General features: G+C 60.2%; 11 protein-coding genes and 1 other RNA gene. 10 read left to right on the top strand and 2 right to left on the bottom strand.

The annotated features are described in order from the left end of the window. Nucleotides 1-46: 46 nt before the first annotated feature. From CZ345_RS15445 to CZ345_RS15410, 8 genes are all read left to right on the top strand, one after another. Nucleotides 47-2,230 (top strand): glycoside hydrolase family 31 protein, encoded by a 2,184-nt coding sequence (locus CZ345_RS15445; RefSeq protein ID WP_077073946.1) that lies wholly within the window; start codon nt 47-49, stop codon nt 2,228-2,230. Beyond that, nucleotides 2,224-2,748, top strand: coding sequence for a TRAP transporter small permease (locus CZ345_RS15440; RefSeq protein ID WP_077073945.1), 525 nt, complete (start codon nt 2,224-2,226; stop codon nt 2,746-2,748). Before CZ345_RS15445 ends, CZ345_RS15440 begins: the two co-directional genes overlap by 7 nt. Nucleotides 2,749-2,795: 47 nt before the next feature. Beyond that, the gene (locus CZ345_RS15435; RefSeq protein ID WP_077073944.1) at nt 2,796-4,109 is read left to right on the top strand and encodes a TRAP transporter large permease; all 1,314 of its coding nucleotides are present in this window, start codon (nt 2,796-2,798) and stop codon (nt 4,107-4,109) included. 109 nt (nt 4,110-4,218) lie between these two features. After that, the gene (dctP, locus tag CZ345_RS15430; RefSeq protein WP_077073943.1) at nt 4,219-5,274 is read left to right on the top strand and encodes a TRAP transporter substrate-binding protein DctP; all 1,056 of its coding nucleotides are present in this window, start codon (nt 4,219-4,221) and stop codon (nt 5,272-5,274) included. A 186-nt stretch (nt 5,275-5,460) separates the two neighbouring features. Continuing rightward, nucleotides 5,461-6,525: an aldose epimerase family protein gene (locus CZ345_RS15425; RefSeq protein WP_077073942.1), complete on the top strand. Its 1,065-nt coding sequence runs from the start codon at nt 5,461-5,463 to the stop codon at nt 6,523-6,525. Nucleotides 6,526-6,609: 84 nt separating this feature from the next. Beyond that, complete coding sequence (locus CZ345_RS15420; RefSeq protein ID WP_077073941.1) at nt 6,610-7,500, top strand: class II fructose-bisphosphate aldolase; 891 nt, start codon at nt 6,610-6,612, stop codon at nt 7,498-7,500. Between the two features lie 93 nt (nt 7,501-7,593). After that, nucleotides 7,594-8,505: a carbohydrate kinase family protein gene (locus tag CZ345_RS15415; protein WP_077073940.1), complete on the top strand. Its 912-nt coding sequence runs from the start codon at nt 7,594-7,596 to the stop codon at nt 8,503-8,505. 577 nt (nt 8,506-9,082) lie between these two features. Then, nucleotides 9,083-10,471, top strand: coding sequence for a sigma-54 interaction domain-containing protein (locus CZ345_RS15410; protein WP_077073939.1), 1,389 nt, complete (start codon nt 9,083-9,085; stop codon nt 10,469-10,471). Here the strand turns inward: CZ345_RS15410 and CZ345_RS15405 are convergent. Beyond that, nucleotides 10,460-10,909 (bottom strand): RrF2 family transcriptional regulator, encoded by a 450-nt coding sequence (locus tag CZ345_RS15405; protein ID WP_077073938.1) that lies wholly within the window; start codon nt 10,907-10,909, stop codon nt 10,460-10,462. The genes CZ345_RS15410 and CZ345_RS15405 overlap by 12 nt on opposite strands. On the opposite strand from CZ345_RS15405, the gene CZ345_RS16785 reads away from it, so the two are divergent. Together CZ345_RS16785 and CZ345_RS16935 are read left to right on the top strand one after the other, a co-directional pair. Beyond that, nucleotides 10,893-11,375: a hypothetical protein gene (locus CZ345_RS16785; RefSeq protein ID WP_144277390.1), complete on the top strand. Its 483-nt coding sequence runs from the start codon at nt 10,893-10,895 to the stop codon at nt 11,373-11,375. The genes CZ345_RS15405 and CZ345_RS16785 overlap by 17 nt on opposite strands. Before the next feature lie 102 nt (nt 11,376-11,477). Further along, a complete protein-coding gene (locus CZ345_RS16935; RefSeq protein WP_154674819.1) occupies nt 11,478-11,654 on the top strand; it encodes a hypothetical protein in 177 nt (58 codons plus the stop codon). A 169-nt stretch (nt 11,655-11,823) separates the two neighbouring features. On the opposite strand, the gene ssrA is transcribed toward CZ345_RS16935, so the two are convergent. Continuing rightward, nucleotides 11,824-12,202, bottom strand: a transfer-messenger RNA (tmRNA) gene (ssrA, locus tag CZ345_RS15395). Nucleotides 12,203-12,389 lie beyond the last annotated feature (187 nt).

The raw sequence follows: 12,389 nt of genomic DNA, 5'->3' as shown, positions 1-12,389 counted from the left end.
GAAATTTCTTTGCAACATAAGTCATAGCAGAACAAGGCAGAGCACTATGCAGAAATTTGAGAATCTATCCCCATGCAAGGGGCTGGCCCTGGCTTCTCTTGCCGAGAACAAGGCTGTTTTTTCCACCGATGTCGGAAAGCTTGAGGTCACGGTGTATGCGGAAGGCTGCTTCCGCGTCCGCCTCGGCGACGCTGAGGTCAACGATTACGGTATTGTATGCGCCAAGGACGAACGTCTGGCCCTGAATGTGCTGGAAAGCCAGGATGATGTGCTCTGCTCCAGCGGTGAATACGCGCTTCGTCTGACCCGCTCCCCCCTGACCTACAGCCTGGAAAAGAACGGCAAGGTCGTGCTGCCCGTCACCGAAGACAGCCACTTCGTGCGCAAGTTCCGCCTGCCTCCCGTGGCCGCCACGGAAGAAGGCTGGTTTGCCGCTCTGGGCCTGCCCTTCGGCGTGGCCGTGTACGGCGGCGGCGAGAACTACGCGGGGCTGAACCGCCGCGGTATGCTGCTGGACATGTGGAATGAAGACGCCCTCGGCGTGAACAGCTCCGTCTGCTACAAGAACTGCCCCTTCGTGTGGTCTCCCGAAGGTTACGGCGTGTTCGTGAACACTCCCGCCTATGTGCGCATCGGCGTCGGCTATCAGCAGTGGGCCAACCAGAGCCTCTGCCTCGACGTGAAGGACGCCGTGCTCGATCTGTTCTTCCTCTTCGGCGATACCCCCGCCGAAATACTGCGCCGCTACACGCACCTCACCGGCCGTGCCGCCAAGGCCCCGGTGTGGAGCCTCGGCCTCTGGCTCTCCAAGGCCTACTACCGCGTGCCCGCCGAAACGCTGGAAGCCGCTTCCAAGATGCGTGAGATGGACGTGCCCTGCGACGTGATCACCATCGACGGCCGCGCCTGGCAGGATACCGACACCCGCTTCGCCTTTGAATGGGACCCCACCCGTTACGACGATCCCAAGGCCTTCTGCGATTCCTTGAAGGCCATGAACTACAAGATCTGCGTGTGGGAATATCCGCTGGTCTCCATCAAGAACAAGCTCTTCGGCGAAATGGCGGAAAAGGGCTGGCTGCTCCGCGACAAGGACGGCAAGGCCTATGAATACGCCTTTGATCCCGGCCCCTTCGGTCAGGTCCTGACCCAGCTGCCCAACAGCGGCCTTGTGGACTTCACCAATCCCGAAGCCTGGGAATACTGGTGCGGCCGCCACAAGGAACTGTTTGATGCCGGTGTGGACTGCATCAAGGCCGACTTCGGCGAACAGGTGCTGCCCGACATGTACGCCTGCAACGGCGACGACGGCATCCGCATCCACAACGTGTATTCTCTGCTGTACAACCTCTGCGTCTACGAAGCCGGACGCCGTTACTATGGCGAAAACGCACTCTGCTGGTCCCGTTCCGGCTGGGCGGGCAGCCAGCGGGCTCCCATCCAGTGGGCGGGCGACTCCCAGTCCAGCTGGGGCGGACTTGCCGGTTCCATCCTCGGCGGTCTTTCCTGGGGCATGAGCGGCGTTCCCTACTATTCCTCCGACATCGGCGGCTTCTACGGCGATCAGCCCACGCCCGAACTGTTCGTGCGCTGGACCGAAGCCGGAGCTCTCGGCTCCCACATGCGTTTCCACGGCATAGGACCGCGCGAACCCTGGGCCTACGGCGCTGAAGCGGAAGACATCTGCCGCCGCTGGGTGCGTCTGCGCTACCGCCTCATCCCCTATCTGTCCGACGCCAGCGCTCAGGCGGCCGCCACGGGTATGCCTCTCATGCGCTCCATGGTGCTTTCCTTCCCCGATCAGCCCGAAGTGTGGCCCTTCGAACTTCAGTACATGCTGGGCGACAGTCTGCTCGTCGTGCCCGTGGTCCGCGAAGGCGGCAAGGTGCGCTATCGTCTGCCCAAGGGCACCTGGTACGACTTCTGGACGGGCAAGGCCGTTGCCGGCGACCGTACCGTGGAAGAAACCGTCGCGCTTGACCGCATCCCCGTCTTCGTGCGCGAAGGTGCGGTGCTCAAGCTCGGTCCCGTGGTGAGCCATACCGGCGAAATCGAAAACGGAAAGCGCATTGCAGCTGTGACCGTATTCGGTGAAGCTGCGGAAAATTCCTGCACCTACGACGACGAAGTCGCCTTTGAAAACGGAAAGCTTGTTCCCGCCGCTCATGTGAGCGTCGTGGAACCGGAAAAGCTTCATGAATATATTTTTTCCGGAGGAAATATATGCTGAATATGCTTGACAATCTGATCAGGCGGATCAACGGCGTAGCCGTCAAGATCAGCACCGTGCTCATGGCGGGTATGCTGGCCGTGGTGACGCTGAATGTTATTCTGCGTTACTGCTTCGGTTACAGCATCACCTGGACGGAAGAGAGCGCCCGCTTCATGATGGTGTGGATCACCTTCCTGCTCTTCCCCTACGCGCAGCAGCGCGGGGAACTGGTGGCTCTGGACTTTCTTGTGCAGCGCATGCGTCATACCTTCACAGGCGTGGTGCTGGCCATCATTACCGAAGCCCTGGCTCTTGTTGTGCTTTCGGTGTGCGTGTACCAGTCCTACTTCTATATCCAGCGCTCCTTCTCCGCCGTCAGCATGGCCATGCAGCTGCCCATGTGGATTGTTTCCATCGTGTTGCCCTACAGCTTCTGCATGACGTTTCTTGCCAGTCTGCTGTGGTTCCTCAAGCTTATTCCCTGCCTCGGCAACCCGGACAGGCTGAAGGAACTCGATGAAAGCCGCGCGGCTTGATCCAGACGGCGTTACTGCTGAAATATCCATGATTTCCGGAGTTTTTCATGAATATCATTGCTAAGATCGCAGCACTCAAAATGTTTTATCTGGTCTACTTCCTCGGCCTTGTGCTCATAGGTCTTCCCATAGTCTATGTGCTTCTGCTCGCGCCGGGTATCGACCTTGCTCAGAACGGCCAGTGGGCCTTCTTCCCCCTGCTGATGCAGCGTCTGTGGAACGGCGTCGACAGCTTCGCCCTCATGGCGCTTCCCTTCTTCGTTCTTGCCGGCGAACTCATGAGCGCCGGCGGTGTGACCGTGCGTATCGTGACCTTTGCCGAATCCCTCATCGGGCACTTCCGCGGCGGTCTCGGTCATGTGTGCGTGCTGGCCTCCGTCATGCTCTCCGGCGGTTCCGGTTCCGCCGTGGCCGACGCCTCGGCTCTGGGCGGCATGCTCATTCCGGCCATGAAGAGAATGAAGTATCCTGAAGGCATCTCCGCGGCCATCATCGCTTCCGCCGGTATTCTCGCCCCCATCATTCCGCCGAGCGGCCTCATGATCATGTACGCCTTCGTGGAAAACTGCTCCGTGGCGGCCATGTTCGCGGGCGGCATCATTCCCGGCCTCATGATTGCGGGCGGCCTCATGTCGGTCATCGCCTTCCGTGCCCGTTCCGGCGTGTTCCCCGATCCCAAGCCCCGTGCGAGCTGGGCGGAACGCGGCCAGGCTGCCAAGAAGGCCATCCTGCCCCTGGGTACCCCCGTCATCCTCATGGGCGGCATCCTCGGCGGCATCATGACGGCTACGGAAGCTGCGGCCATCGCGGCCTTCTATGCCCTGCTGCTCGGCGTGTTCTACACCCGTGAGATCAAGCCCTCTCAGCTTCCTCACATTTTTGCGAACTCCGCCATCGCTTCCGCCAAGATCCTCATCCTCGTGGGTGCGGCCGTGGCGTTTGCCTCCGTGGTGAGCCTGCGCCATACCCCGCAGATGCTCGGTTCCGCCCTGGTGGCCCTCACGAGCGATCCGTACCTGCTGTTCCTGCTCGTCAACATCACGCTGCTTCTGGTCGGCTGCATCATGGACGCCGGTCCCACCATCCTGATCCTCGGCCCCATCCTCGCTCCCGCCATGGAGGCCGTGGGCATCGACCCCATCCACTTCGGCGTGGTCATGGTCATCAACCTCACCATCGGTCTCATCACTCCTCCCATGGGCCTGGTGCTCTTCGTGACGCAGGGCATCAGCGGCGTCAGCCTGGACAAGCTGGTCAAGGAAATGCTGCCCTTCTTCGCAGTGCTTGCCGCGCTGCTGTGCGTCTTCAGCTACTTCCCCGAAACCGTTCTGTTCCTGCCCAAGGCCTGGGGCCTCATGTAAGTTCGCTGATCCGGCCCCTGAGGGCCGGATCAGCCCCGAATCCGCGTAGGATGCGGCCGCTTAGCGCGGCCGTCCACGGCACATAAACCTTTAACGAAAGGATATCCCTATGAAAGGCTTTGTGAAGTCCGTCGTCTCCCTGTCCCTCGTACTTGGCCTGGCCTGCGCCGCCGAAGCCAAGACCGTGCTGAACCTCGACTTCCTTTCCAATGAAGGAACCGCCGAGCATGCCTCCACCCTGTTCCTGAAGCAGTATGTGGAAAACCGTACCGGCGGCGAACTGCAGATCGACATCTATGCCGGCGCCCAGCTCTGCGGCAATCCCATCGAATGCTTCCAGGCCCTGGAAGCCGGCGTGGTGCACATCTACCCCGCCACCGCCGGCGGCATCGCCGTGGTGTATCCTCCCATCGCCGCTCTGGATATTCCCTACATCATGCCTTCCGAAACCGTGGCTCAGAACGTGCTCTCCGGCCCCTTCGAAGACAAGCTGCGTGAACTCATCTACAAGAACACCGACGGCAAGCTCCTCATGATGAGCCTTTCCAACAGCGCCGGCTGGAGAAACTACGCCAACGCCAAGCATCCCGTGAAGAGCCCCGCCGACCTGAAGGGCCTCAAGCTCCGTACCGTGGAAAACAAGGTGCAGCAGGAACAGGTTCGTCTGAACGGCGCTTCCCCCACCCCCATCCCCTTCATGGAAGTGTATGACGCTCTGAGCAAGGGCGTGGTGGACGGCACCCTGAACTCCATCACCGACCTCACCGCCGTGCGTCTGCATGAAAAGGCCAAGTACATGACCCTCGACGGCCACAACTTCATGTTCTCCGCCTGGTTCATGAACGCCAGCTACTTCAAGAGCCTGCCCAAGGAATTCCAGGATGCCCTCATCGACGGCTTCAAGCTGATGGGTATTGTGGAAAACGGCGTGCAGATGGATATGGAACGTCCCGCTTACGCTGCCTTTGCCAAGGCCGGCGGTCAGACCTACTTCCCCACTGCTGAAGAAAAGGCCCAGTTCATCGAAGTGGTGAAGCCCCTGCGTGAAATGTATCTGAATGAAACCGAAGGCGGCGCTGAATTCCTGAAGGAACTCGATGCGGCCATCGCCAATGCTTCCAAGTTCGAACAGAACCGTCGTGCTTCCTTCGACGCTCTGAAGTAGTCTTGTGAGTTTTTCGGCCGGGGGATTTTGTCCCCCGGCCTGCATGAGGCTTTCTCCAAGCGCCCCAGCGGGTGAGGCGTTTGGACAAAACCGTCATGAAAAGGCGCATCCGCGCCCGCGGACGGGAGGCCGGTTGCCTGCCGACCCTTTTTTTTCTCTGTTACCCTTCTTTTGTGGAGAATCATCATGGCTGTCAGCGTCAAACCTTTCGGCAGATTCTGGAATCAGGATATCAAAGCCACCGTGCTTTCCAACAAGAACGGCATGGAAGTGGAAGTGCTCGATTACGGCTGCATCATGCGCCGCCTCGTGGTGCCGGGCAAGACCGGTTCCGCCGACGTGATCCTGGGCTTCGACAATCTCGCCCAGTACCTCTACGGTCATCCCTGCTACGGCATTCTCGCCGGTCGTGTGGCCAACCGCATCCATAACGGCGAATTCACTCTGAACGGCAAGACCTATCATCTGCCCTGCAACGAAGGCCCCACCGGTCAGCATCTGCACGGCGGTCTCCGCGGCTTCGACAAGTATGTGTGGACGTCCGAAGCGGAAGAAAAGGACGGCGTTTCCCGCGTCGTTCTGCGCAGAACCTCTGAAGACGGCGAACAGGGCTACCCCGGCGAACTCGACGTCGTGGCCGAAATCAGCCTCGATGAAGACAACGGCGTGGCCATGAACTTCACCGCCACCGCCAAGGAGCAGGACACCATCGTCAATCTCGCCAACCATAACTACTACAACCTTGCGGGCCACGATTCTCCCAGCATCGAAGGTCACGAACTGCGCCTGTATGCCGATGCCTACACCCCCGTGCAGAGCAACATGATCCCCACCGGTGAAATCCGCCCCGTGGCCAAGGACCCCGCCTACGACTTCACCTCCATGAAGCGCATCGGCGATCAGATGGCTCTGCCCGGCCTGCCCGACCGCATGATCGACGTGAACTATGTGCTGAACGGCACGCCTTCCTCCGAAGCCGGGCTCACCCTCGCCGCGGAACTGCGCGATCCCGTTTCCGGCCGTACCATGACGGTGTCCACCGATCTGCCCGGCATTCAGTTCTACAACGGCTCCAAGCTGAGCCTGCGTCACTGGGAAGGCAAGGACGGCGTGGTCTATCAGGCCTTCAACTCCCTGTGCCTGGAAACCCAGTTCTTCCCCGACGCGCCGAACCAGCCTTCCTTCCCCTCCATTGTGCTCAAGGCCGGTGAAACCCGCACCACGCACACCATGCACCGTTTCAGCTGGTAAAGCAGGGCCGGGGCGGAAGCACGGCATGTTCCCGCCCCTCCCGTCGTATTCCTTCCACCTTTTCACATCTCTGCGAGGTTCCCCATGCCCTTTTATACAATGAACGAACTCCTTGCCCTCGACCCCGCCAAAGACTGGTGCATCGGTCACTTCAACGTGCACAACTACACCACCCTCGGCGGCGTGGTGAAGGCCGCTGAAGAAATGAAGGCCCCCGCCATTCTCGCTCTGGGCGCCCAGGCCTACAAGCACATCGGCATGGAGAACATCATGGCTCTGTGCTTCTCCGCCATGGAACAGAGCAACGGCCGTTTCGCCCTGCACATCGACCATGCCCGCGATCTCGGCCTCATCCGCAAGGCTCTGCGTCTCGGCGCTTCTTCCGTGATGTTCGACGGCTCTTCCCTGTCCTTTGAAGAGAACATCCGCATGACGAAGGAAATGGTGCAGATGGCCCACGACTACGGCGCGAGCGCCGAAGGTGAAGTGGGTGAAGTGCCCATGCCCGGCGGCAGCCGTGCCGACATCATGTACACCGATCCCGATCAGGCCGCCGAATTCGCCGAACGTACCGGCGTCGACTTCCTGGCCGTTTCCCTCGGCTCCATCCACGGCATGAAGACCAGCTCCATGGATCTCGATCAGGATCTGCTGCGCCGCCTGAGCGCCATCGGCGTGCCGCTGGTGCTGCACGGCGCTTCCGGCGTGACCGAAGACGCCATCCGCACCGCCACCCGCAACGGTCTGCGCAAGATCAACATCAACACCGCGCTGAAGTGCGCCGCCGTGAAGCACATCCGCGAACGCCTCGCCGTGGAACCCGACTGCGATCTGCTGGCCCTTCTGGAAGACGGCCGCGAAGGCGTGCGCGCTCTCGCCGCCCACTACATGGAGCTGTTCGGTTCCGCCGGCCGTGTGGCCGACTGTACCGTCAGCGGCAACTCCCTGCCCGAACATCTGCTGCAGGGCGAATAAAGCTTTTCCTTCCCGGCCGGAGGCTTCCGGCCGGGAGTCCTTTTTCCTCCACAGACGGGCGGAGCACCGCTCGTTGCCCATGAGAGCCTGAATATGAATATTGTCTGCATCGGCAACCTGTTCCTTGATCGAGTCTATCAGGTATCCGAACTGATGAGCCGCCCCCAGAAGGTGGGCACGACCAGCCTGACCATGCGCGGCGGCGGCCCTGCGCCCACCGCGGCCATCGCGGCTTCCCGCCTCGGTGTGAAGACTGCCTTCTGGGGCCGTGTCGGCGACGATGCCGAGGGCCTGTGGCTTAAGGATCTGCTGGCGAGCAAGGGTGTGGATGTTTCCGGCATGGTCATCTGCCCCAATTCCCGCACTTCCTCCGCCTGCATCATGGTGGACCCCTCGGGTGATCGCCAGATTCTCGCCTATACCGATCCGGCCATGGACGCCGGAGCCGAATCCCTGCCCGTGGATACGCTGGATTCCGATACCCTCATTCTGAGCGACATGCGCTGGCTGCCCGTCATGCCCCACGTCATGGACGAAGCAGAAAAGCGGGGCATCAAGGTGCTGCTCGACGTGGACGTCGTTTCCGACGATCCGAGGTACCTTGCCTGCGTAAAGAGGGCCGATTACGTCATCTGCGCCGATCTCGGCATGAAGAAGATGCTTGGCATCGACGATACCATGGAAGCGCTGACCGAGCTTGGCCGTATCTGCAAGGGCGTTGTGGCCGCCACTCAGGGCGTGGAAGGCTCGCTGTGGAATATTGACGGCGTCATCAGCCGCGTGCCCACCTTCCCCGATGTGCCGGTCACCGACAGCACGGGCGCGGGCGACGTGTTCCACGGCGCCATGGCCGCGAGTCTCGCGCAGGGCTACGGCGTTCTGGAAGCCGCGCGTCGTGCTTCCGCCACTTCCACGCTGCTCTGCCGCAACGGTCACGGCTGGGACGGCATTCCCACTGCCGCAGACGTGGATGCCTTCCTTGCGGAAAGGGAAGGGCGCGCATAACGGTTTTTTGAAAAAAGCGGCCGTCCTGTACCGCCGCGCCCGCCCGGAACACAAGAGCAAAGCCCGGGTACGGGCGAAAGGATGCGTATGCAGCCTGCTGTAAAAACGTTTTTTACAGCCATACGTTCCGGGTCTGCCCCGAGTTCCGAGGGGCTTGTCCATGACGGCAGCGCCATATTTCTCGATGATGACGGGGTTCACCGCATTGCGGTGAACCCCGTCACGGTTTAAGGCCTCCGTCCGCCAAGGGGAAGTCCGGCCGCATGGTGCCTTGCCGGAGCTTTTTCCGCCGCCTTCCACCGCGGGAATATTTTCAAGGGGTTCCGCCGGTTCCGCGTGCGCAGGATTTTTCAGGAGAGAGGCTTCATGGAAGGGGCAGGGCGGATTCCGGGAATTTGGGGAAGTCTTCTCTTGACCGGGACCGCAGGAACGCGGCAGAAGGGGTACCGCCCGGCCTGCGCTGTTTCCGTCGTTTCCGGTAACCGGGGAGGGGATGTGCGTCCATGGCCGTCGTTGATTGCCAAGCCTGCCGGATTTGACTATAAGAAAAAGAATTTCAACAGCACGGGGGCGGACCATGCTGCAGAATCACATCGATCAGCTTCTGGATGTTTTCAGCGACGGTGTCTGCGTTACGGATACGCAGGGGATCGTGCTTTTCGTCAACGCCATGCACGAAGAACTCACCGGTGTTCCGCATGACAGTATGATGGGACATAACGTGCTGGAATTTCTGGGGAAGGGCGTTTTCGACGTGGTGCTCAACCCCGAAGTGCTCCGTACGGGAAAAACGGTGACCCGTGTGCAGACTCTTGCCAACGGGCGTCGCCTTGTGCTGGAGGGGCATCCTCTTTTCGATCATAACGGGCATGTGGCCTTCTGTGTCACCCTCATGCGGGATGAAAGCCGGCTTCAGGATCTGCGGGGCAAGGTGGCCTTTCAGAAGGAACTTCTGGAGGTCTTCTCCAAGCTCAGCAATTCTCCCAAGCAGGAAAGCCGTATGCCGGAAATCGTTTACAGTCCGGCCATGACGCGCCTGCGCGGCAGGATATCGGTCATTGCACAAACGGATGCGCCGGTACTCATCATGGGTGAGACGGGCGTAGGCAAGGACGTGCTGGCACGCCGTATTCACAGTGAAAGCGGAAGAGCGGAGCGGCCCTTCATCAAGGTGGATTGCGGCAGCATATCGCCGCAGCTCATCGAAACGGAGCTGTTCGGCTATGTGGGGGGCACGTTTTCCGGCGCGAACAAGAACGGCAAGGTGGGCCTTATCGAAGCCGCTTCCACGGGTACGGTGTTTCTCGACGAAATAGGAGAACTGCCCCTTGCCATGCAGACGCGGCTTCTGCGTTTTCTGCAGGACGGCGAGGTTCTTCGCGTAGGTTCCACCACGCCGAAGAAGCTGGACGTGCGCGTTATTGCGGCCACCAACAGAAATCTGGAAAAGGCTGTGGCCGAAGGGGAGTTCCGCAGCGACCTTTATTATCGTCTGAAGATTGCGGTGCTGGAAGTGCCGCCGCTGCGTGCGAGGCGGGACGACATACTGCCCATGGCGCAGGTCTTTCTTGATTTTTATTCCCATAAGTACGGGAGAAGACTTTCCTTTTCCCCCGAGGCGGAAAAGCTCATGCTCCATTATTCGTGGCCGGGCAACGTGCGCGAGCTCAAGAACATGGTGCAGGGCCTTGCGGTTCTCTGCCCGGACGAAGTCATCGGGCCTTCGCATCTGCCGTTTGCCGCATCCATGCCCGGGTACGGCGCGGAAGGCGACGAGACTTCCCCCATCGTGTTCGACGGGCGAAGCTACAAGGACATCATGAAGGATGTGGAAGGCGTAGTGCTCAGGGCTGCCATGCAGAAATACGGCAATATCGCCAATGTCGCCCGGGAACTGAACGTGGATCGCAGCACCATTTTCCGCAAGGTCAAGGAACTGGAGAAGCGGGGAGTGTCATTCGACTGACGCCGGTTCTTCCGCCGGTCGTACGCAGACACGGCGTTCCGTTGCAAGGTCGCGCAGCGTCACGCTGTCGGCATAGCGCTCCATGCATGCGCCGAGTCCGCTCCAGAAGTGTACGGAGGCGCACTGTTTCTGAAAATCACACGGAATCCCGTCCGGGGCGAGGCAGTCCACCGGGGCGAGGTTTCCTTCCACGGCGCGGAGAATATCGCCTGCCGTGCATCGTTCCGGCGGAAGTGCCAGGCGATAGCCGCCCTGGCTTCCCCGTTCGCCTTTCACAAGGCCTGCGCGGCACAGAGGCGTCATGACCCGTTCAAGGTATTTCAGGCTGATGTTCTGGGACGCTGCAATATCCCGGAGCGGCGTATTTCCCTGCTCGTGATGCCGGGTAAGTTCTATCATCACGCGCAGGGCGTAGCGGCTTTTGGTGAAGAATTTCATGGTATCCTCCTGCCGGGATGATGCCGGAGCATGTTGTTGTGCCCGTTGTCCGAAGAAATTGCCCGATGCGGATGAAGGGGCTGTTTCTCGGAAAAGTTCCGGTGAAAGCGATGCTCGGCTGTTGCCGGAAAGCTTCCGTCTGATCCTGGCGAAGTTCGGCTTGTCCATGCCGGGAGCATTACCCTTCCGTGCATGGCCGCGGCCGGTTGGGGAAGCGTTGTCTTTGCCGGATTCGCTGCTTCCTGCGTTCGAACTTGTCGCCGTACCTGCCGGATCCTGCGCCGGAGCAATGCGGCGTGGCCTCCGGCAGGGGACCATAAGGATAATCATGCCAGAGATGCGGCAAAAGGTCGAGAAAAAAGGCGGTTCTGTTTCTTTCCGTGCATCTTTTGAATGCTCTGGCCGCGAAGATGAGGTTTCCGCGGCCTGCGAAGTTCGACAGGGACACCGTTCCCAGGCTTTTTGACGCGTTGCCTTGTTACCGTTATTTTTTGCCTGCGTTGCCGGAAAAGCCCGGAGTTTTCTGCCGGGAGACCGGTAAAGGAAACGTATGTTTCCAGAGGAGGATATGCCCATGCGCTGCCCGCGTTGTTCTTCGGAAAATCTGATTTCCCTGGACAGGCACTATTTCTGGACGTGGATGGCCGTGAAGATTTTCAGGCGGAAGCCGCCGAAGCCGGAAAGGAAGAAACAGCTGCTGCGCTGCCTCGACTGCGGGAAAATATTTTCCATGTACGACGTATAACGGAAAGGATTTCTCCTGCGTCGTTGCCGGCCTGTGCAGAGGGATGGATTTTCTATGAGGGGGGAGTCCGCTCTGGTGAAGGAATAAAAAATGCTCTCCATGGGAACGTTACGGTTACGCCATGGAGAGCATGATGAAGATGCCCCGTCCTGCGGGGATGTCGACTTTTTGGTGGAGGCGGGGAGAGTCGAACTCCCGTCCGAGAAAGGTCCACGCAAGGCCTCTACAGGTATAGTCTGCGTATGGCTTTTCGCCTCAGGATTTGCCCGCAGACGGGCATCCGTCGGTTATCCCGCCGTAAGATCTCACGCACGCCCCGGAAGGAGCAGACGTGCGCCAGCCCGATGGATTGGCGCCTCGGCGACGTATCGGGCGTCGGCCGCTTCGGCGTGACGGTCTATGCCGTCAGGGTGCCCCGCCGCTTACGCAGCGTAGGCGTATTCGTAATCGTTGTTGGCAATTACTTTGTTGCCGCTTTTTACGAGGCCAGCGGCGCCTCGACCTGCAACCATGGCTTCCAGCATCCCCGTCGAAACCAATGCGCCCCCTTGCGGAGGCCTTTGCTGACATGGGTCAGAAAGACCGGCTTGAGCTTCATACTTGAAGCGCTGTTAATATACGCAGGAAAGGCCTCTTCGTAAAGAGGGGGGAGAGGGCATTCGTTGCGGTTGGGGCAGAAGGGCGCCTGCGCCTTGCGGAGTTTTCACCGGGCGGCAGGATCGGCAGACCGGGGAC

This window comes from Mailhella massiliensis (assembly GCF_900155525.1).
In the GTDB taxonomy this organism is placed as follows: Bacteria; Desulfobacterota; Desulfovibrionia; order Desulfovibrionales; family Desulfovibrionaceae; genus Mailhella; species Mailhella massiliensis.
The sequence above is the reverse complement of the archived record's forward strand: the minus strand, read 5'-3'. Positions and strand labels throughout refer to the sequence as shown.